Origin of the sequence: Thauera sp. SWB20 (assembly GCF_000831325.1) — a bacterium.
Lineage (GTDB): Bacteria > Pseudomonadota > Gammaproteobacteria > Burkholderiales > Rhodocyclaceae > Thauera > Thauera aminoaromatica.
Window position 1 is genome coordinate 48,284 of the sequence record NZ_JTDM01000019.1, and the last position, 20,038, is coordinate 68,321.

Here is a 20,038-nt window from a genome sequence, read left to right on the forward strand (position 1 = left end):
TTGTGCGCGGCGCAACCGCGCCTCGCACCCGGGGTGGGCAATAGGTTTATGAGATATTGTGCATTCGAAATGTGTTCATGCGCAAAGATGTGCGATATAGTGCAGTTTTGGCGCCTGGGTCACAGGTGCCTGCGCCATTGCGGCGCACGAACATCGCTCTCTTCGCTCCGTGATGGGGCGGGATGCGGGTCGCGCGCCGTGATCGTGAGCGTCTGCGCGATCTTCGGTCGCAATGCCCGCAGCAACTCCCACAACCCCAACGCAAGCGCCAGGAATCCATCGTGAGAAAAGTAGATGTGCATCAAACAATCGACGAGGCGAAGTTCAACAAATTTCACCTGAACGTGCTGTTCTGGTGTGCGCTCGTCATCATCTTCGACGGCTACGACCTGGTGATCTACGGGGTCGTGCTGCCGGTGCTGATGAAGGAGTGGGACCTCACGCCGCTGCAGGCGGGCTCGCTCGGCAGCGCCGCGCTGTTCGGCATGATGTTCGGCGCGCTGATCTTCGGGCCGCTGTCCGACCGTATCGGCCGCAAGAAGGTGATCATGATCACGGTGATCATCTTCAGCGGCGTGACCTTCCTCAATGGCTTCGCCGAGACCCCCACCCAGTTCGCCGCGATGCGCTTCATCGCCGGCCTCGGCATCGGCGGCGTGATGCCCAACGTGGTCGCGCTGATGACCGAGTACATGCCCAGGAAGATCCGCAGCACCATGGTCGCGGTGATGTTCAGCGGCTACTCGGTCGGCGGCATGACCTCGGCCTTCCTCGGCATGTACCTGATGCCCAGCCACGGCTGGCAGTCGGTGTTCTTCGTCGCCGGCATCCCGCTGCTGCTGCTGCCGCTGATCTGGATCTTCCTCCCCGAGGCCGTCGGCTTCCTGCTCAAGGAAGGTCGCAAGGAAGAGGCCGGCCGCCTGCTCGCCCGCGTCGAGCCGTCCTACTCGCCCGCGGCCGGCGACAACTTCCACCTGGTCACCGGCCAGGGCAGGAGCGTCGCCCTGGTCGCGCTGTTCCAGAACGGTCGCCTGGTCAGCACGCTGATGTTCTGGGTCGCCTTCTTCAGCTGCCTGCTGATGGTGTACGCGCTCGGCTCCTGGCTGCCGAAGCTGATGAACAAGGCCGGCTACGAGCTCGGCTCCAGCCTGAGCTTCCTGCTGGTGCTCAACTTCGGTGCGATCTTCGGCGCGATCGGCGGCGGCTGGCTGGCGGACCGCTTCCACCTGCGCCGGGTGCTGACCATCATGTTCGTGATCGCGGCGCTGTCGATCAGCGCGCTCGCGATCAAGAACGACATGATCGTCCTCTACCTGCTGGTGGCGATCGCCGGTGCGACCACGATCGGCTCGCAGATCCTGCTCTACGCCTACGTCGCGCAGTACTATCCGCTGGCGATCCGCTCCACCGGCATCGGCTGGGCCTCGGGCGTGGGGCGCCTGGGGGCGATTTCCGGGCCGATGCTGGGCGGTGCGCTGATCTCGCTGCCGCTGGAGATGAACTTCCTCGCCTTCGCCATCCCGGGTGCGGTCGCCGGCCTGGCGATCTCCATGGTCGGGCGCAGCGCGGTGCATGCGCCGGAAGAGGAGAAGAACCTCGCCTTCGTGGGTGAGACCGGCAAGCTCGAGGTGGATTGAGGCGATTCCGGGCCATGGGCAACCGTCGGCGCACCGGATCGATGCGGGAACGGCCGGTGCCGTTCCCGCATTCTTGCGTTCGGGTGAATGTGGCGCGGGAACAGCGGCCCGATTGGCGCTAGCATTGAAGTCCCGCCCAGGAGACCCGCCATGGAGCTCGAAGCTTACGTCCGCGCCTTGCCCAAGGCCGAGCTGCACCTGCATATCGAGGGCACGCTCGAGCCCGAAATGATGTTCGCGCTCGCGCGCCGCAACGGCGTGGCGCTGCCCTGGGCGAGCGTCGAGGCGGTGCGCGCCGCCTACGCCTTCACCGATCTGCAAAGCTTTCTCGACCTCTACTACGCCGGCGCGGCCGTGCTGGTCCGCGAGCAGGACTTCTTCGAGCTCGCGTTCGCCTACTTCGAGCGCGCACACGCCGACGGCGTGGTCCATGCCGAGCTCTTCTTCGACCCGCAGACGCATACCGCGCGCGGGGTGGCGCTCGAGACCGTGCTCGACGGCCTCGAGCGCGCCTGCGTCGAGGCGCGCGCGCGCTGGGGCATCGGCTCGCGCCTGATCCTGTGCTTCCTGCGCCATCTCAGCGAGGAGGAGGGCTTCGCCACGCTGCAGCAGGCTCTGCCGCACCTGTCGCGCATCGACGGCGTCGGCCTCGACTCGTCCGAGCGCGGGCATCCGCCGGCCAAGTTCGCCCGCCTGTTCGCGCGCTGCCGCGAGCTCGGCCTGCATGTGGTCGCCCATGCCGGCGAGGAGGGGCCGCCGGCCTACATCGTCGATGCGCTCGACCTGCTGAAGGCCGAGCGCATTGACCACGGCGTGCGCTGCACCGAGGATCCGGCGCTGGTCGGACGCCTCGTGCGCGAGCAGGTACCGCTCACCGTGTGCCCGCTCTCCAACGTCAAGCTGTGCGTGTTCCCCGACCTCGCCCGGCACAACCTCGGGCAGCTGTTCGCCGCGGGGCTCAAGGTGACGATCAATTCCGACGACCCGGCCTATTTCGGCGGCTACGTGGCGAAGAATTATGTCGACACCGCGCGCGCGCTCGGCCTCGGCCGTGCCGAGTTGCGTCGCATCGCGCGCAACAGCCTGGAGGCGAGCTTTGTGTCCGCCGCCGAACGCGCGCCCTGGCTCGCCCGGCTCGACGCGCTCGGGGAGTACTGCGAGGGAGAGGGCGGCGCGGCATGACGCCACCGACTGCCGCAGAGCGCCGGGCGCTGCGTGACCGCCTCACCGCGGTGCCGCTGTTCGCCGGCCTGCCCGCCGTGCAGCTGGCCGAGCTCGCCGCCGCGGCGCGCCTGCTCGAGCTGACGGCGCGCACCCTGGTGCATGGCTGCGGCGAACCCTTCGACGAGGCATACGTGTTGTGCAGCGGGACGGTGGTGCGCTTTCGCGAGCTCGACGGCGACGCGCGCAAGGTGGTCGAGCTGGTGCACACCCCTCAGATGCTCGGCTGCGGCGAGTTCTTCGGTGCCAGCCGTCATGAATCGGGCTGCGAGACGGCAAGCGCCTGCGCGCTGATCGCGCTCGACGCCGGCGTGCTGCGCGCGGTGGCCGAGCGCAGCCTGGTGCTGACCCGGCGCATGCTGCAGGCGGTGGCGGCGCGGCTGTGCGAGGTCGAGTTCGACGTCGCCGGGCGCCATGCCAGCCGCACCAGCGCGCAGCGCATCCTCGATTATCTGGTCGAGCTCGCCGGCGGCAGCCTGGCACTCGCCGGCGAGACCACGGTGGAGCTGGCCTCGACCAAGAAGGTGCTCGCCGCGCGCATCGGCATCACCCCCGAGGCCTTCTCGCGCAGTCTGCGCGAGCTGGCCGACAAGGGCGTGATCGTGGTCGACAAGCGCCTGATCCACATCCAGAACGCCGCCACCCTGGACACCGGTGCGGGCGAGCAGCCGCAGCGCCTGAGCTTCTCGCGCCGCAACAAGGGTGCGCGCCGCGACGAGACGATGTCGGTCGGTGAGCTGATCAACCTGTGCGGCCGCCTGCGCCTGCAGGTGCAGCGTCTGGCGATCGACTGGGTGCTGATCAGGCATGGCGTGGCGCCGGTCGAGATGCAGCTGCGCCTGCGCCAGGACATCGCCGAGTTCGAGCGCAGCCTCGCGGTCCTGCAGGCCGCCAGCCTCGCCCCCGAGCTCGGCGAGGCGCTGGAGGACGTGGGCCGGGTGTGGGCGGATTTTCGCGATGCGCTGGGTGCGGCCGAGCGCCCGCCGGCGGGCGCGGCGCGGGTGCTGCAGCTGAGCGAGGACTTCATCACCGCGGCGGATTTTCTCAACGCCGTGGCCGGCGGCTTCGCCGCCTCCGGCAGCCTGTACATGGTCAACGTCGCCGGACGCAACCGCATGTTGTCGCAGCGGGTGGCGAAGTTCTTCCTCTTCGAGGGCTTCGAGGGCTGCCCCGACCCGCAGGCGCAGATCGCCGCCTCGTGCCGGGCCTTCGAGCACAACCTGCAGCGCTTGCGCGAGAATGCCGGCGAGCTGCCCGAGCTGGTGGCGCAGATCGACGCCACGGCCACCCTGTGGGCGCGCTTCATCGCCGCGCTCGACCCCGCGATCCGCCAGCCTCATCGCATCGGCCGGGTGCGCGCGGTGCTCGACGAGGGGGAGCGCCTGTTGCGCTACACCAACACCCTGGTCAAGCTCTTCGAGCGCCTCGCGCACTGAAATCCGGCCGCTGATTCCGCGCCCCGCCTGTCCGGCACGGGGCGCCCTTTTCCCCTCGATCCGTGGAGCAACCCATGAGCGCAGCCTCCAGCCCCTCCCACCCGACGACGCCGCCCGCCACCGAGCCGGCGTTGCGCCTGATGCCGATGCCGGCCGACCTCAACTCCGCCGGCGACGTGTTCGGCGGTTGGGTCATGGCGATGGTCGACATCGCCGGCGCCCTGCCCGCGATCCGCCGCGCGCGCTCGCACGTGGTCACGATGGCGGTGAATTCCTTCGTCTTCAGGCAGCCGATCTCGGTCGGCGACATCGTCAGCTTCCACGCCGACGTGGTCGCGGTGGGCAAGTCCTCGATCACGGTCGACGTGCACGTGTTTGCCGAGCGCCATCCGGCGGATCCGGTGGTGGTCAAGGTGACCGAGGCGCGCATGACTTACGTCGCCGTCGACCGCGCGGGCTGCAAGCGCATGGTGGGCCCGGAGTCGACCCTGCCCCCCGGCGGCGAGCGTCCGCCCCTGGACAAGGAGCTCGTGCTGCGGGTCGTGCCCATGCCGGCCGACCTCAACCCCTCGGGCGACGTGTTCGGTGGCTGGATCATGTCGATGGTGGATATCGCCGGCGCGGTGCCGGCGATCCGCGTCGCGCGCTCCAAGGTCGCCACCGTGGCGGTGGACTCCTTCGTCTTCAGGCAGCCGGTGTCGATGGGCGACATCGTCAGCTTCCACGCCGAGGTGGTGCGCGTGGGGCACACCTCGATCACCGTGGATGTCGAGGTCTACGCCCAGCGCCACCCGGAGAACCCGGTGGTGGTGAAGGTGACCGAGGCGCGCCTGACCTACGTCGCGGTGGACGAATTCCGCGCCAAGCGCACGATCGGGGCGGGCTGAGCCCGCTTTCAGCCGAGCTGGCCGCGCACCCAGCGCACGATGTCGGCCGCGCTCATCGCGCCGGCCTGGCGGGCGATCTCGCGGCCGCCGCGAAACAGCGCCAGGGTGGGGATGCTGCGGATGCCGAAGCGTGCCGCCAAGGCCTGGTGGGCTTCGGTGTCGAGCTTGGCGAGGCGTAGCTGCGGTTCGAGCAGGCCCGCGGCCTGCGCGAAGGCGGGCGCCATCGTGCGACAGGGGCCGCACCACGGCGCCCAGAAGTCCACCAGCACCGGGACGTCGCTGCGGCCGACATGGCGGTCGAAGTTCGCCGCGTCGAGCTCCACCGGGTGGGCGGTAAACAGCGGCTTGCGGCACCTGCCGCAGTTCGGTGCTTCGGCGAGGCGGGTGGCGGGGACACGGTTGACGGCGTCGCAGTGAGGGCAGACGAGGTGCAGGGCGTCGGACATGGCGGGGCTCCCGGGCATTTCGGATTCTCCGGATGTCGAGGCGAAGCGGCGGGATTCAAGAGGGCCGGTGTCCGTCGATGCGGCTGGGGGTGGGGGCGGCATGTGGCCGCGATCCGGCGGATAATGCCGGCATCTCGTTGTGAAGGAGAAGCGCCGATGAAGCTGCCCCGAATCGTGGTGATGCCCGGTAGCCGCCGGCGCGAGGCCTTGTCGCGTCGCGTGGCGCAGGCGTGCGCGCAGGCCGTGCGGGGGGCGGGGGCCGAGGTCGAGCTCGTCGATCTGGACGATTACCCCGCGCCGCTCTACGACGGCGACCTCGAAGCCGCCTCCGGCCTGCCCGAGGGCATCGTGCGCCTGCAGCGGGTGCTGCATGCGAGCGACGGCCTGCTGCTGGTCAATCCCGAGTACAACGGCTCGCTCACGCCCTTGCTCAAGAACACCCTCGACTGGTGCTCGCGGCCCAACCCGGCCGACGCCGAGCGCTCCGGCGGCAAGGTGTATGCCGGGCGGGCGGCGGCGGTGGTGGGAACCTCGCCGGGCGCGCTCGGTGGCATGCGGGTGCTGTTCCACGTGCGCGACGTGCTCGGCTACCTCGGCATGCAGGTCATTCCGCAGCAGGTCGCGGTGGGCCAGGCCGGCGAGGCGGTCGGCGCCGACGGACGCCTGCTCGATGCCGCCCGGCAGGGCATGCTGGAGGGGCTTGCGGAGGCGTTGGTGGACACGGCGCGGCGCCTGCGCGCCTGAGGGCTTCAGTCCGTCGTCCCGCCCGTCATCGCGGTGGCGGGCGTCGCACGCAGGCCGCGCACCGCTGCGCGGGCCTGCTCGAAAACGCGCTCGGCCTCTTCGCGATCGAAATCCGTGGCGTAGCGCTTCTTGACCCCCTGCTCGTTGAGCAGCAGGTGGGCGGCGGGTCGGACGCCGCGCTCGGCCAGGCTGCTGCGCGTGCATTCGAGCGCGCAGCCGTCGAGCGCGAGGATCGGTCGCCCGGAGCGGGCGATGTTCACCAGATGGGGGACGTTGCCGCCGACCCCGGCGATGCAGGACATCTCGGCCTCGCCCTCGCGATCCAGGCGCAGCGCCACGTGGTTGGCCATCTGCGCTGCGCTGGAGCAGCCCGAGCAGGAATAGACGAGCGGCAGGTTCTTCTTGCGGCCGGCCATGGCGGGGTCCTCGGGCGGGCATGTTGGGACGAATAGTTTACTATGCTGCGGCAGTTCACCCGGTGGACCGTGTTCGGGGTGAATTGACCGCTATCAATCAACTTGTGAGGGTTTGCCGCTAGTGTGCAATGCATTCGCGGAGACGCTCTGCGACGGACCACGACAAATCGGAGAATACGCATGACCAAGTTTCCCTTCCTGATCGCCGCTGCGGCGTCCGTTCTGCTGGCTGCCTGTGGCAACTCCGGTAGCGGCACTCCCGCGGCGCCGGCCAAGGCCCCCGCGGCTCCGGCAGCGGCTGCGGCCCCCGCTGCGCCGGCCGCAGCTCCCGCTGCCGCCCCTGTTGCGGCCGCGCCCGCCGCCGCTCCGGCCGGTGCCGCGGGCGAGGGCACCTACAAGAAGGTTTGTGCGCTTTGCCACGCATCCGGTGTTGCCGGGGCTCCGATCCCGGGCAACAAGGCCGACTGGGAGCCGCGCGTCGCACAGGGCAAGGACACGCTCTACAAGCACGCGATCGAGGGCTTCACCGGCTCGAAGGGCATGATGCCCCCGCGCGGTGGCGGCGCTTCCTTGACCGACGATGAAGTCAAGGCTGCGGTCGACTTCATGGTTGGCAAGTTGAAGTAAGCCGGACTGCGGCAGTCCGCTGCGGCGGACGACGATGTGTTTTTCGCGGGGCCTGCGGGCCCCGCTTTCCATCGCGCGCCGGTGCGCTCAGTGCATGTGATGGGCGTGGTTGGCGTCGCGCAGGCCGGTGACGACGCTGGCGTCCACCTGCTCGAAGGTCAGTGCGCGGCCGCCTTGCTCGGCGATGAAGGCCTGCGCTGCGGCGGTGTCGGCGAAGGCCGGCAGATCGGGGCCGCGCATCGGCCCGCGCGCGCGCGAGTCGCGCACGAAGACGGCCTGGCGGGCGGGAAGCCAGGTGCCGTTGCGGAAGTCGGCGACGTACATCGCCGCGGCCTCGGCGGCGGTGCGCGTGCTGCCGAAGCTTGCCGGTTTGTCCAGGAACATGAACAGGTCGACCGGCGAGTCGAAGAAGTGCGCCGCGCCGTCCTCGAAGACGATCTGCGCCGCCCAGCGCGGGAAGCGTGCCGGATACATGCCGCATACGGGGCAGCGTGCGTCCGCGGGGATGGGCCTGGCGTCGTATTTGCCCAGGCCGCTCGCAGGGTCGTACGGATGGGCCTGCGCCGCCCGCGTCGGGGTGACGACGCAGATGTCTTCCGCGGGCGGCTCGAAGCTGCGGCCGGCGCGCGTCGTGTAGTCCCACAGCAGCGCGCTGCCCGCGGCGAGCGAGACGGCGGCGCCGGCGAGCAGGAGCCGGCGGCGACCGCGTACGATGCTCACGTGCCGAAATCCGCGAGTTGCGGATCGCGACCGAGGACGTCGATCACCCGCGCGAGGTTTTCCTGCGGACTGCGCCGCGGATCGGTGAGCGGATCGGCCGCGACGCTGCCGTCGGCCCGATGCAGATGGTTGGGTGTGGTCTCGAGTTGCGGATGAACGGGCGCGGTGTCGATGCCCAGTTCGACTCCGTCGATGTCCGCGCTCGTGCGCCAGCGCAGCGAGTAGGCATCGGGTGCGGCGTAGCGCACGGTGAGGACCACTCCATTCCTGAGCACCAGGTTCAATGCATCCTGCGACAACCGTGCGGGGGCAAGCAGTGCACCTTCGTGTGCGCGCTCGACGTAGTCGAGCAGTTCGGTGTGCAGGCTCATCAGCGGTTGATCTCCCGCAGGCGCTCTCCCACGACCTGGCGTGCGGCCTCGTGGGTATCGGCCAGGATGCGCGCGGCGAGGTAGTGTTCGTAGCCGGGATGTTCGTCGACCGCGCCGGCGGCGATGCGGGCGAGCAACTCGGCTTCGTCGTTCGCGCCGATGGCGGCGAGGACCTTGCGGCGGTTTTCGCGCGCCTCGTAGATGAGCCGGGCGATCTGCTCGAGCTCGAGGGCCTGCTCGGGGGGGATGGCGTCGAAGATCGGATTCATCGTGGTGCCTGTCCTGCTTACATGGACTGATCGTGGAGGGCGCCGCCGTCGAGGATCGCCATGTCGGGCGTGACCTCGTCGAAGCGCAGCACCTTGCCGCCGTTCTCCGTGGCGAAGGCCTTGGCGTCGGCTTCGTTGGCGAACGAGGCCGCGGTGGGGCCCATCGCACCCATGCGCCGGGAGCCGAACACGTACCAGGCCTTCTTCGCATCGATCCAGTGTCCCTGGGGGGCGTTCCACGAGGCCTTGGCCATGTCCTGCACGAAGATCGCGGTGACCAGGCGGGCCTGCTCCGGGTTCAGGTATACGTTGAACATCTCGATGGTGTCGCAGAACCAGTCGGGGCGCTCCACGCCGGCGTAGTGCATCTGGACCTTGGAGCCGGGGTAGTCGGCCAGCAGCATGCCGTCGAGCGCGCAACTGGTGGCGCGGTCGATCTCGAGCGGCGTCACGGTGCCGCTGCCGGCTCCCTGCTTGCCGCTGCCGCAGGCCGCGAGCAGCCCGGCGGCAACGCCGGCGATCAGGAAGCGGCGACGGCTCGGGCAGGCGTGATGTGTGCACATGGGGAAATCACTCGATACGGTTCGTTTGGAAGGAGTGTTCAGCGGCGGAAGCGCCACGTCGCGATCGCCAGCGGACCCGCGATCCATGCCGCCATGACCAGCCCGAGCAGCCAGGGCCGCGCCAGCGCGGGCGGGAAGACGGTCGACAGGCCGTAGAGCGTGCGGACGTCCTCCATCGAGAAGATGTTCAGGATGCGGAAGACGTCGGCCGGGTTGAACAGCAAGGCGTAGGGCAGCGCTTCGCCGCCCCACCGGCCGGCGGTGACGACCAGCACGCCGAGCACCAGGAGGTCGAAGATCAGCACGAAGAAGAACCAGGTGGCGATCGCCAGGCCGGAGGCGCGGGTACGGTCGGCGGCGAATACCGAAAGCATCACCGCGATGCTCAGGAAGGCGCAGCCGAGCAGAACCGAGCTGAGCATGAAGCCGAAGTAATGGAACAGCGAGCCGAGGTCGAGCTGCGCCGACAGCACCACGCCGACCAGGCCGAAGCCGGCGACGGTGGAAAAGGTGAGCGCGCCCGCGAGGCCGAGGTATTTGCCGAGCAGGAGTTCGAGGCGGGTGATCGGCATCGACAGCAGCAGGTCGAGCGAGCCGCGTTCGCGCTCGCCGACGATGGCGTCGAAGCCGAGCACCAGCGCGATCAGGGGAATCAGGTAGATGACCAGACTGACCAGGCTGGCGATGGTGACCTCGATCGAACGGAAGCCCACGGCGCCCTGCTGCGCCGAGCCGAAGTAGGCGATCGACAGCGCGAACACGGTGAACACCAGCGCCACGGCCAGGACCCAGCGGTTGCGGATGCGGTCCCAGAACTCCTTGCCGGCGATGGTGGCGATCTGTGAAAACTCCATGGTCCGCCTCTCAGTCCGAAAAGCCGAAGAACACGTCTTCGAGCGAAGGCTCGCGCACCGTGAGGTCGCGGACCTTGCCATTCAGGGTGGCCAAGGCGGCGATCACCGCCATCTTGGCATCACGCGCGCACTGCACCGCGACATGGCCGTCGCGGGCTTCGATGGCGCCTACCGGCAGGCCGCCGAGGGCGTTGCGCACCGCCTCGAAATCCTCGGGCGCGACGCGCACGTCGAACCACAGCGGCAGATCCATCTGCTCGCGCAGGGCCTGCACCGTGCCGGTGGCCTGCACCTTGCCCGCGGCCATGATCGCAAGGCGGTCCACGCGTTCCTGGATCTCGGCGAGGATGTGCGAGGTGATCACCATGGTGACTCCCTCGCTCTTCAATTGCCGCAGGATGGCGTAGAAGCCGCGGATCGCCTCCGGGTCCAGACCGGTCGTCGGCTCGTCGAGGAACAGGATGCGCGGCTTGCCGAGGAGGGCCTGGGCGAAGCCGAGGCGCTGGCGCATGCCCTTGGAGTATTCGCGCACGCGACGCTTTGCCGCGTGCATCAGGCCGACACGCTCGAGCACTGCGGCGTTGTTCGCCGTCGAGACGCCCTTGAGACGGGCGAAGAAGTCGAGCGTTTCGGTGCCGGTGAGGTTGTCGTAGAGCACGACGTTCTCGGGCAGGTAGCCGACCTTGCGTCGCACCGTGCGGAAGTCGCTGCCCGGCACCGGCGCGCCGTCGATGCGGATCTCGCCGGCGGTGAGCGGGATCAGTCCCAGCATCATCTTGAACATGGTGCTCTTGCCCGCGCCGTTGTGGCCGATGAGGCCGAACAGCTCGCCGCTGCGGACCTCCAGGTCCACGCCATCCACCGCGTGGATGGGGCCGTAGTGCTTGCGAACGCCGCGGGCGACGATCACCGGTGCGCCGGGATCATTCTGAGCGGGGGAAATGTCTGCCACGCCATTGGCTCCAGTCAGGTTTGTTCGGTTCCATGCGCGGCCTGGGGTCCACGATGCTGGGCGCACGCAGCAGGGGAAACTGCTGGGCCACCATGCGCAAGGTCTGGATGGCTGGGCTGCCGAGCAGCAGCTTCATCATCGGGTGACGCCAGGTCAGGCGGTCGACCAGGTCGTTGGCCTCGTACCGCACGTCGCCCAGGCCGTCGCCGTTGCGGTCCCAGCCGAGGTAGTTGCTCCAGTGGTTGCCTTCCTTCTCGCCCCAGATCATGTCGTGCGCGGCCACGTAGCGGATCTGCTCGCGGTTGCCGATGAAGTCGTTGCGCTCCACCTTGTTGTTCTTGGACCCCGCCCACAGGTGGATCCCGACCACGTTGTCGATGATCTGGTTGCCGCGCAGCTCGTTGTACTCGGCATCGTAGATGAAGAAGCCGCGCTGGTTTCCGGCGACCACGTTGTTCTCGATCACGGCGTCCTGGATCGAGCGCAGCATGATGCCGTGGTCCGAGTTGCCCCAGGCGCGGTTGTTGCGCACCACCTGGTCGCGCACTTCCATCAGCGCGAGACCGCCGCGGTTGTACCAGGTCTCGTTGTCCTCCCAGACGTTGCGGTAGGAGGTCATGTAGTGCGTGCCGTAGCGGCTGTGATGCAGCTTGTTGCCGCGGAAGAGCGCGTCGTGGGAGACGTCGACGTAGATCGCGTCGCGCACGAAGCTGATGTTGTTGCCGATGATGCGCGCGCGCTGGGTGTTGTAGAGCTGGATGCCGTTGCCGCGCTTGGGCGAGTCGAAATCGCGCTTGCCGGTGATGAGGTTGTTCTCAATCAGGACGTCGTTGGCCTTCTCGATCCACAGCCCGAACAGGGTGTAGGAGAAGTCGCAATTGCGCACGACCGCCTTGTGCGAGCCGGGGTAGATATAGACGCCGGCGTGCTGGTAGAGGGTGTCGCCGCCCGAGTTGGCGACGATGAGCCCCTCGATGGTGACGCCCTCCGCCTTTATGCTGATGGTGTTTTCCTTCAGCTCGCCGTCGATCGTGGGGCGCTCGATGCCGCGCAGGGTCAGCGGCTTGTCGACCAGCAACTGGCCGGCGTAGCGTCCGCGCTCGATTTCGATCACGTCGCCCGGCGCTGCGCGGTCGATCGCTGCCTGGATGGACTCGCCCGGCGTTACCCGCCACGGCGTGGCTGCAGCCGGCGTGGCCAGTGCGGCGAGCAGGGCTGCGGCAGCCAGGAGGCGAGGAAGACGGTGGAGGGAGCGCATTGCAGGGGGGCGTTTGACAGTGGGGCAGAGTATGCGACGCAATGTCGCAGCGAGACTTGATCTAGGTGAAGTGCCCGGCGGCGGCGGGCCCGCGGAAAACGGCGCGCCGCCCCGGGGGCGGCGCGCAATGTAACCCGGGCGGGCCCTGGATGTCAGACCTGCACCAGGCCCATGCTCTTCAGCACGATGAACAGGGCGGCGCCGATCAGCAGGTTCTTGAAGCCCACGTAGCAGATCATGTCCATGATGCTGGCGCGGCGGTAGCGGCTGCCCCACCACGGACCGTCCTTCACGTAGGGCTTGGAACCCAGGCGCACCGCCACCTCGAACACGCTCCAGCCGAACCACCAGCCGATGATGGCACCGGGCGTCATGTTGCCCATCGCTGCCAGGATCCAGGCCACGCTCGCGGCCGCGGCGAGCGCCAGGCCGGCGGCCTGGACGACGCGCTGGCGCTGGAAGCCGTTGCGGCTCCACGGCCACAGGTGATCCCAGATCTCGGCAGGCAGGCGGCTGGCGGAGCCGCGGCTGGCATAGGGCGGCTCCACCTGCTCGGTCAGAATGCGCGGATCGACCATGATCGAATCCTCCTCGAATGCAGTGTCTTGATCAGGCCCGCGGCGCTGCGGGCGCCACCGGCTTGATCGGGATGTAGTAACCGTCCTTGCCGATCGGGGTCAGCGGCAGGCCGTCCTTGGTGCGACGCTTGCGTTCCTGTGCCAGCGGCGGGCAGGCGTGGTCGTCGGTGTAGAGGACCATGCAGTCCAGGCAGAGCATGCATTCGCGATGGTCGATGCGACCTTTCTCGTCGATCGCCAGCGAGCCGCAGCCGACCGCGCAGGCCTTGCAGCTGTCGCATTCCTGCTTGCGGCGCAGGCCGAACCAGCGGAAGGTCGAGGGCATGGCCAGCGAGGCGCCGAGCGGGCACAGGTATTTGCAGAACGGCCGCTCCATGAAGATCGACAGGCCGAGCAGGCCGGCGGCGAACAGCGTGTAGGGCCAGCTGCGGTTGAACAGGCCGACCAGGAAGGTGGTCTTGAAGGGTTCGACCTCCGCGAGCTTCTCGGCCAAGCCCATCGAGAACATCGATACCGCGAGCAGGCCGAAGAACACCGCGTACTTCACCCACTTCAGGCGGTTGTGCCACTTCATCGGCAGCGCGAACTGGAAGCGCTTGAGGCCGATCGCGCCGCCCACCTTGTACAGCAGTTCCGACAGCGAGCCGAACGGGCACAGCCAGCCGCAGAACAGGCCGCGGCCCCAAACGAACACGGTGACGATGATGAAGATCCAGAACAGGAAGATGAACGGATCGGTGAGGAACAGCTCCCATTCCCACTTGAACAGCAGCGAGTGGAACCAGGTCAGCACCTGCGTGATCGAGGGCTGGGCGAGCAGGCCGAAGCCGACAAAACCGATGCTGATGATCCACGCGCTGTACTTGAAGGCGTTGACTGGCCACTTGTTCTTGCGCGTCGAGCGGCGGGTCAGTTCATCGCGCTTGGCATAGACCACCGCCACGGCGACGAGCAAGGCCGAGAACAGGACGATCTCGAGCGCGCGCGTCTTCCACACGCGGACCCAGGGCGCATCGGGCTTCTTGACCTCGGGCCGGCCACCCTCGATATAGGCGTCGGGCAGCCAGTATTCCCTGTCGAAGTTGATGAAGGTGCGCGCACCGGTCTCGCGGTCGATGCGGTTGCCGAGGAAGATGAACTTCCATGGGAAGGCGCCGGAGAACGAGGATGAGCGCACGATGAAGATCGCCGACTCGGTGAAGGACGGCGCGCCTGGTGCGGAAATCCCATAGAGGTTGTAGTAGTCGAGGTCGCGGAAGGTAAACACGTCCTGCCCCTGGCGAAGCTGGACACGGTCGTAGATGCCCCCGCGCACGAAGCCCGAGCCCTTGAACGACTCCCTGCCTGCGGTGCGGATGACGAAAAGCGCGTGTTCGCCCTCCTTGATGCGTGCCATCAGGTCGCGCCAGCCGGTTTCTCCCATGATCGCGCGGCCGACCTCGGGATGGTTCAGATAGCCGTACCAGAGGTCGATGAACGGGTCCTTGCCACGCTCGAGGCCGACCTGCTCGGGCATCACGGTCAGGCGTTGCACCACGCCTTCCTTGACCAGTGTCGCCCAGTCGAGCTTGCGGCCGCTGTCGACGAACCTGGCCTGAGGGCGGACGGTCTTTTCAAGGATCCCGACCTGGCGCCCGACTGCAGCGCCCGACATCATCATCACCTGGTTCTGCGCGATGACCGTGACGGTGGCGCCGGAGATGGCATCGAGGCCGATGATCTCTTCCTCGGGGCGCGAGCGGCCGATCTCGATGTTGGCGCCAACGAACTTGCCCAGGTATTGGTTGTTGAACTTGACCAGCGCGGATTCGGGGATGCCGAGCAGCAGGATCGGTTCGGAGTGCTTGAGGATCTTGATGCCGGCGAAGTTGCCTTGCGGGGTAAGCCCGATCAGCGTGATCACGGGCTTGCCGGAGTAGGCCGGGGTGTCGGTGACGTCGGTCGATAGCACCACGTAACCCACCAGCTTGCGTTGGCCGTTTTCCTCGGCGTAGCCCTCGACGTAGGGCGGCTGACCCTTGCGCTCCGAGAAGCTGGTCGCGCCGGGCAGGACCTCCTTGCAGGGCACGTAGTCGCACAGAGCGGGTGAGGTGTTGATCTCGGGAGGCAGGTTCGCCTCGTAGGCGCTCTGCGCCGAGACCTGCGCAGGCAAGAGGGTTGTGGCAGCGAGCAGGGCCGCCATCGCAATGCCCCGCAGGGCGGAGAGGGGCTTCATGATGCGCTCCATAAGTAAATCACGATGGAGTTTAGGGGGTGGGGTCCGGCATGTATTTGTCCAGCGTCAAATTGCCGGTGGGCACGCCTCGAAACGCGAGCGGACTGCAGAAAACAATCGAGGGGCTTGCGCCCCTCGATCTTCAGACGGCACCGCAGTCAAGCGGCGCGGCGCGCTCCGGGATTACGGACGCACGAGCATGCGCGTACGCATCTCCAGGTGCAGCGCGTGGCAGAAGTGCGTGCAGTAGCACCAGAACACGCCCGGCTTGTCGGCCTTGAAGGTGACGGACTTCGTCTCCAGCGGGTTCACCACGAAGTTGATGTCGTACTTCGGAATCGCGAAGCCGTGCGACAGGTCTTCCACCTTGTCGAGGTTGGTGAGGATGAGGGTGACCTCGTCGCCCACCTTGAGTTCGAACTCGCGCAGGCTATAGGCCGGTGCCTGCGAGGCGATCCTCACCGTGACCTTGTTGCCGTCGCGGAACACGCCCGATTCCTTCGCATCCTTGATCGCCAGCGGGTGTGCGTCCAGCACGCCGACCTGACGGGTCTTGATGAGTTCGCGCTTGACGATGATGAAGTCGTGCGGCTCCGGATGCACCGGGTGGTCGGCCAGCAGCACCATCTTCTCGCCACGGATGTCGATCAGCTGCTCGTTTTCCGGGTGCATCGGACCCACCGGCAGGAAGCGGTCCTTGGAGAACTTGCAGCCCACCGCCAAGAACTGGCCGCTGGCTTCCTTGGTTTCGCCCATGTCGGCGCTGATGTGGCCGGGCTGGTAATGCACATCGATACGGTCGACCACGTACTGCGCGGCCTTGTCGCCGTTATGGAACTTGATCGCGGCGTCGATGTTCCACTTGACGATCTGGCTGTCCAGGAAGAGGGTCGTGAAGGCGTTGCCGCGGCCGTCGTAGGTGGTGTGCAGGGGGCCGAGGCCGACTTCGACTTCAGCGACCACCGACTTGCGGATGTCGTCGAGCTTGCCGTCGAGGAAGTCGGCGACCTTGGCGACTTCGATGACCGTGCAGGTGGGCGACAGCTTGCCCGAGCAGATCATGTACTTGCCGTCCGGGCTGGCGTTGACGCCGTGCGGGTTCTTGGGGACCGGTACATAGGCGGTCAGCGCGGTCTTCGGATCGGGGTTGGCGGCCTTGGTGCCGTCGACGACCGGGACCTTGGAGGTGCCGACGGTGAAGGACTTGCCGTCCTTGATCGCCTTTTCGATGCGGGCGACGTCGAAGAACACGCAGGCGTCCATCTCGGCCGACATCATGTCTTCGTAGCGCGCGCCGCCCTCGGTGTTGTACTGGTTGGCGGCGGCGAAGCGGCCGTCATAGGAGGTCGCGACCAGGTCCATGTTGCCGTCGACCTTGCACTGCCAGCGCACTTCCATCGTCTCGGCGTCGACGCAGGTGAACAGGCAGAAATACTTGGTCGGATCGTCGAGGTCGCGGCCGTCGTTCGGCTGCGGGATATGGAACTCGTTGCCGCAGAACACGCGGGTGGTGTGGTTGATGGCCTTGTCGACCGGGTCGCGCTTGTCCGAGAAGATGCCGTGGAAGCCCTGGATGTTCGGGATCTCGGTGATCGCGTCGCATTCGAAGACGTCGCCACGGATACGGCCCAGGCGGCCGTGGATCTTGTCGTTGACCCAGAAGTACTTGCCGTCGTAGGTGCCGTCGGTGTAGGAGCCGTGGATGTGGTGGGTGTCGCCGGTCTTGTACTTCAACTGGCCGTCCGCACGCGTGCCGATCACCTTCTTGGACTCGTTGGTGATGCCCCAGCCGCTCATGCAGTCGATGTTGAAGGTCGGCACGCGCTTGATTTCACGCCCCGAAGGCAGGCCGAGGACGCGGCATTCGCCGGAGTGGCCGCCGGACCAGATGCCGTAGTAGGTGTCGAGCTCACCCGGTGCCATGTGCAGCTTGAGGCCGGAGGCAGCATGCGCCGCGGCGGGCGCGGCGGCCGGTGCCGCGGCGGGTGCAGCGGCCGGAGCGGGAGCGGTTTCCTTGTTGCACGCGGACAGGCCCACCGACATGCCGGCACCGGCGAGGCCGGCGAGCGCTGCGGTGTTGAGGAACTTGCGGCGGCTCGGATCGGGCATGGCTTCGACCGGGTTCATCTTTGCGTCGTTCATGGTTCTTTGCTCCCGTAGGCAGGTGTAGTCGATCTCACAGACCCGGCATCGCGACCTTGCGCCCCTTGCGTCGGTTCTTCATGCGTGTCGGGGGCCTGTGACAAATTGTCCTGTGACGTTTTGTCGCACCCCAATTCTATGAAGGTGGAAATCAGTAAACCTTGATATAAGGCAAAGATGAGTCCTTCAGTTCTTGTTTGCGAAGGGAAGAATGCAGCCGATCGAGCAGGAAACCGAGCCCGCCGAGGATCTCGACAACCCCAATCCGGTACTGATGCCTGCGCGGGTGCTCAACGCCGTGCGCACCGATCGCGGGCGCCTGCTGCAGTTGCGCTGGGTTTCCCTGCTCGCGATGGTACTGATGAGCTTGGTCGTCTTCCCCTGGCTCGCGCCCGCGCAGCCGGTCGGGCCGCTCGCCGGGGTCACCTTGTGCCTGCTCGCGGTCAACCTCGCCCTGCTCGGTGGGGCTGCACGTTGGCTGGTGGGGCGCTGGGGCGCCTTCCTGCAACTCGCCGTGGATCTGCTGGCATGGGCGGCATTCCTCTATTTCACCGGTGGCGTGACCAACCCGGCGATCTCGCTGCTGCTGCCGGTGGTGGCGGTGGGCGCTTCGATCCTGCCCGCGGCACAGGCCTGGGCGCTGGCGGCCCTCGCGGTCGCGCTGTATTCCGTGCTGTGGCAGTTTCACCAGCCGGTTCGCCTGGCCGACGCCGATCAGGCGATGTACTGGCACCTGGCCGGCATGTGGATCAGCTTCGCGGTCTCCGCCGCCACCGTGGTCTGGTTCATCGTGCGGCTCAACGTGGAGCTGGCGCGGCGCGACAACGAACTCGCGGCGGTCAACGCGGCGCGTGCGCGCGACACCTACGCGGTCGGACTGGGCAAGCTCGCCGCCGGTGCCGCCCACCGCCTCGGCACACCGCTCGGCACGCTGCGCATTCTCGCCGACGATCTGGCGAGCCGACCCGAGCTCGCCTCCGGGCTGCGTGAAGACGTGCAGCTGATGCGCGAGCAGGTCGACTACTGCCGCGACATTCTCAACGGGCTCACGCGCGAGGCCGGCCAGCAGCGGGCGGAGAGCGGCGGGGCGGTCGAGGTGCGGGCCTGGGTGACGGAGGTGGGCGGGCGCTGGCAGCGTCTGCGCCCCGGGGCAGGCTTGTACATCGATGCGGAGGCGGCGGACGGGCAGGCGGTCATCGTCGCCGACGCATCGCTCGGCGATGCCCTGCACAACCTCATCGACAACGCCGCCAATGCCAACGAGCGCGCGGGAGCGCGCGCTTGCGCGGTGGAGCTCGGGATCCGCCGCGAGGGCGCGCGGGTGGTTGTCGAGGTGCTGGATCGCGGGCCCGGGTTGCCGCCGGAGCGCGTGGAGGCGGCGCGTCTGGCGCGGCTCGGGGAGCGTGCGCAAGGCATGGGCGTCGGCTTGATGCTGGCGCACGCCGCCGTCGAGCATCATGGCGGGCATCTTGAATTCCGTTCCAGACCGGGTGGTGGCACGATTGCGCGCATGCTGATTCCGCGACAGTCCGTACGATGACCCCCGACAACACGCCCTGCCTCCTCGTCGTCGATGACGATCCGGCCTTCAATCGCGTCCTCGTGCGCGCCCTCGGCCAGCGTGGCTTCGATACCTACGGGGCGACCGACAGCGAGGGCGCGCTCGAGCTCGCCCGCGACCACGAGCCCGAGTTCATCGTGCTCGACCTCAACATCGGCGGCGAGTCGGGCCTGAAGCTCATCCGCCCCCTGCTCGAGGCGAGCCCCGGGGCGCGTATCCTCATGCTCACCGGTTACGCCAGCATCGCCACGGCGGTCGATGCGGTGAAGCTGGGGGCCGTCCAGTACCTGGCCAAGCCGGCCGACATCGACAGCATCATCCGCGCCTTGCGCGCCGAGGGCGTGAGACCCGAGGATCACGCGCCCGGGGCTCCGCTTTCGGTCGACCGCCTCGAGTGGGAACACATCCAGCGCGTGCTCGCGGAGCACCACGGCAACATCTCGGCAACCGCGCGTGCGCTGCAGATGCACCGGCGCACGCTGCAACGCAAGCTCGCGCGCCCGCCGGCGGGGGCCTGACCGGCAGGCGGGTCGCGCCGGTTCCCCTCTGTTCAAGGACGCCCTTCCGCTCTAACCTTCGTTCCCGATCGAACCTCCCCCAGACCCCCACAAGGATCCCATCATGCGCCGCTTGCTCCTGCTGCTGACGCCCGTCCTCGCTGCCACCGCACATGCCAGCCCCGTGCCTGCCGAGGCGCCGATCCGCATGGCCGGTCTGTGGCTGATGAACACGACCCCCGTCGGGGCCGCGGCGCAGACCTCCAGCTTCCACATCTGCATCGGCGCGCCTGCGCGCGACGACGTGCTCGCCCACCCCGGCAGCGCCGTGCAGAACTGCCGCGAAGAGCGCTGGAGCAAGGACGAGCACTACACCTACTATCAGGCGAGCTGCGAGGCCAAGGGCGGCAACGCGGCGGTCGAGGCGAGGTTTGCCGGTGACTTCAAGTACAACTTCCAGGGGGAGGTCACCATGACGATCGCGTCGCAAGCCGGCGCTGCCGAGGTGACCAGGATGGAGATCGATGGGCGGCGGCTGGCGCCTTGTCGCGGTGGCCTGCCGGAAGGCAGGTTCCTGATCAAGGGGCAGGATGGGGTGGGCAACCTGAATCTGGGCGAACCGATTCGCCAGCCGGCGCGCTGAA

The 20,038-nt window shown here is 67.8% G+C and carries 22 protein-coding genes and 1 pseudogene; 10 read left to right on the forward strand and 13 right to left on the reverse strand.

Going from position 1 to position 20,038, the window contains the following annotated elements:
• Positions 1 to 119: 119 nt before the first annotated feature.
• Positions 120 to 302, reverse strand: coding sequence for a hypothetical protein (locus PO78_RS22895; protein ID WP_144312143.1), 183 nt, complete (start codon positions 300 to 302; stop codon positions 120 to 122).
• On the opposite strand from PO78_RS22895, the gene PO78_RS12015 reads away from it, so the two are divergent.
• From PO78_RS12015 to PO78_RS23415, 5 genes and pseudogenes are all read left to right on the forward strand, one after another.
• Entirely contained in the window at positions 297 to 1,637 is a 1,341-nt protein-coding gene (locus tag PO78_RS12015; RefSeq protein WP_004310550.1) for an MFS transporter, read from the forward strand. The genes PO78_RS22895 and PO78_RS12015 overlap by 6 nt on opposite strands.
• 150 nt (positions 1,638 to 1,787) lie before the next feature.
• Entirely contained in the window at positions 1,788 to 2,819 is a 1,032-nt protein-coding gene (locus PO78_RS12020; RefSeq protein ID WP_043744020.1) for an adenosine deaminase, read from the forward strand.
• Positions 2,816 to 4,294, forward strand: a complete 1,479-nt coding sequence (locus PO78_RS12025; RefSeq protein ID WP_043744023.1) for a type IV pili methyl-accepting chemotaxis transducer N-terminal domain-containing protein — start codon at positions 2,816 to 2,818, stop codon at positions 4,292 to 4,294. Before PO78_RS12020 ends, PO78_RS12025 begins: the two co-directional genes overlap by 4 nt.
• A gap of 146 nt (positions 4,295 to 4,440) precedes the next feature.
• Positions 4,441 to 4,668 (forward strand): annotated as a pseudogene (locus PO78_RS23545) (acyl-CoA thioesterase); the annotation flags it as partial.
• 93 nt (positions 4,669 to 4,761) lie between these two features.
• On the forward strand, positions 4,762 to 5,181 hold the full coding sequence (locus PO78_RS23415; RefSeq protein ID WP_052484424.1) for an acyl-CoA thioesterase: 420 nt from the start codon (positions 4,762 to 4,764) through the stop codon (positions 5,179 to 5,181).
• An 8-nt stretch (positions 5,182 to 5,189) separates the two neighbouring features.
• Here PO78_RS23415 and trxC read toward each other — a convergent pair whose 3' ends face one another.
• Positions 5,190 to 5,627 carry a thioredoxin TrxC gene (gene trxC, locus PO78_RS12035; protein ID WP_043744026.1) on the reverse strand — a complete coding sequence of 146 codons (438 nt, stop codon included), beginning with the start codon at positions 5,625 to 5,627 and terminating at the stop codon, positions 5,190 to 5,192.
• A 156-nt stretch (positions 5,628 to 5,783) separates the two neighbouring features.
• Here trxC and PO78_RS12040 point away from each other — a divergent pair, with 156 nt between their 5' ends.
• A complete protein-coding gene (locus PO78_RS12040; RefSeq protein ID WP_043744030.1) occupies positions 5,784 to 6,371 on the forward strand; it encodes an NADPH-dependent FMN reductase in 588 nt (195 codons plus the stop codon).
• A 5-nt stretch (positions 6,372 to 6,376) separates the two neighbouring features.
• Here the strand turns inward: PO78_RS12040 and PO78_RS12045 are convergent, their stop codons facing one another.
• A complete protein-coding gene (locus PO78_RS12045) occupies positions 6,377 to 6,787 on the reverse strand; it encodes a putative zinc-binding protein (protein ID WP_004310556.1) in 411 nt (136 codons plus the stop codon).
• A gap of 180 nt (positions 6,788 to 6,967) precedes the next feature.
• Between PO78_RS12045 and PO78_RS12050 the strand changes: the two genes are divergently transcribed.
• Complete coding sequence (locus PO78_RS12050) at positions 6,968 to 7,414, forward strand: c-type cytochrome (protein WP_012584570.1); 447 nt, start codon at positions 6,968 to 6,970, stop codon at positions 7,412 to 7,414.
• An 87-nt stretch (positions 7,415 to 7,501) separates the two neighbouring features.
• Here the strand turns inward: PO78_RS12050 and PO78_RS12055 are convergent, their stop codons facing one another.
• The 10 genes from PO78_RS12055 to nosZ form a co-directional block, all read right to left on the reverse strand.
• Entirely contained in the window at positions 7,502 to 8,134 is a 633-nt protein-coding gene (locus PO78_RS12055) for a nitrous oxide reductase accessory protein NosL (protein ID WP_043744032.1), read from the reverse strand.
• Positions 8,131 to 8,505: a hypothetical protein gene (locus PO78_RS12060; protein WP_004305210.1), complete on the reverse strand. Its 375-nt coding sequence runs from the start codon at positions 8,503 to 8,505 to the stop codon at positions 8,131 to 8,133. Before PO78_RS12060 ends, PO78_RS12055 begins: the two co-directional genes overlap by 4 nt.
• Positions 8,505 to 8,774: a hypothetical protein gene (locus PO78_RS12065; protein ID WP_004305209.1), complete on the reverse strand. Its 270-nt coding sequence runs from the start codon at positions 8,772 to 8,774 to the stop codon at positions 8,505 to 8,507. The genes PO78_RS12060 and PO78_RS12065 overlap by 1 nt, the downstream gene beginning before the upstream one ends.
• 17 nt (positions 8,775 to 8,791) lie before the next feature.
• Positions 8,792 to 9,337 carry a nitrous oxide reductase accessory protein NosL gene (locus tag PO78_RS12070; protein ID WP_004305207.1) on the reverse strand — a complete coding sequence of 182 codons (546 nt, stop codon included), beginning with the start codon at positions 9,335 to 9,337 and terminating at the stop codon, positions 8,792 to 8,794.
• A gap of 38 nt (positions 9,338 to 9,375) precedes the next feature.
• Positions 9,376 to 10,191 (reverse strand): ABC transporter permease, encoded by an 816-nt coding sequence (locus PO78_RS12075; protein WP_004305205.1) that lies wholly within the window; start codon positions 10,189 to 10,191, stop codon positions 9,376 to 9,378.
• A 10-nt stretch (positions 10,192 to 10,201) separates the two neighbouring features.
• Complete coding sequence (locus PO78_RS12080; protein ID WP_012584572.1) at positions 10,202 to 11,143, reverse strand: ABC transporter ATP-binding protein; 942 nt, start codon at positions 11,141 to 11,143, stop codon at positions 10,202 to 10,204.
• On the reverse strand, positions 11,115 to 12,401 hold the full coding sequence (locus tag PO78_RS12085; RefSeq protein ID WP_043744035.1) for a nitrous oxide reductase family maturation protein NosD: 1,287 nt from the start codon (positions 12,399 to 12,401) through the stop codon (positions 11,115 to 11,117). Before PO78_RS12085 ends, PO78_RS12080 begins: the two co-directional genes overlap by 29 nt.
• 152 nt (positions 12,402 to 12,553) lie before the next feature.
• Positions 12,554 to 12,979 carry a hypothetical protein gene (locus PO78_RS12090; RefSeq protein ID WP_004305198.1) on the reverse strand — a complete coding sequence of 142 codons (426 nt, stop codon included), beginning with the start codon at positions 12,977 to 12,979 and terminating at the stop codon, positions 12,554 to 12,556.
• Between the two features lie 31 nt (positions 12,980 to 13,010).
• A complete protein-coding gene (locus tag PO78_RS12095) occupies positions 13,011 to 15,194 on the reverse strand; it encodes a NosR/NirI family protein (RefSeq protein ID WP_043744040.1) in 2,184 nt (727 codons plus the stop codon).
• A 183-nt stretch (positions 15,195 to 15,377) separates the two neighbouring features.
• Positions 15,378 to 17,336 (reverse strand): TAT-dependent nitrous-oxide reductase, encoded by a 1,959-nt coding sequence (gene nosZ, locus PO78_RS12100; protein ID WP_004305194.1) that lies wholly within the window; start codon positions 17,334 to 17,336, stop codon positions 15,378 to 15,380.
• Between the two features lie 211 nt (positions 17,337 to 17,547).
• Here nosZ and PO78_RS12105 point away from each other — a divergent pair, with 211 nt between their 5' ends.
• The 3 genes from PO78_RS12105 to PO78_RS12115 all read left to right on the forward strand — a co-directional run bounded on the left by PO78_RS12105 (position 17,548) and on the right by PO78_RS12115 (position 20,037).
• On the forward strand, positions 17,548 to 18,876 hold the full coding sequence (locus PO78_RS12105; protein ID WP_012584575.1) for an ATP-binding protein: 1,329 nt from the start codon (positions 17,548 to 17,550) through the stop codon (positions 18,874 to 18,876).
• Positions 18,873 to 19,415: a response regulator transcription factor gene (locus PO78_RS12110; RefSeq protein WP_043744042.1), complete on the forward strand. Its 543-nt coding sequence runs from the start codon at positions 18,873 to 18,875 to the stop codon at positions 19,413 to 19,415. The genes PO78_RS12105 and PO78_RS12110 overlap by 4 nt, the downstream gene beginning before the upstream one ends.
• Positions 19,416 to 19,518: 103 nt before the next feature.
• Positions 19,519 to 20,037: a DUF3617 domain-containing protein gene (locus tag PO78_RS12115; RefSeq protein WP_043744046.1), complete on the forward strand. Its 519-nt coding sequence runs from the start codon at positions 19,519 to 19,521 to the stop codon at positions 20,035 to 20,037.
• The last annotated feature ends 1 nt before the right edge of the window (position 20,038 follow it).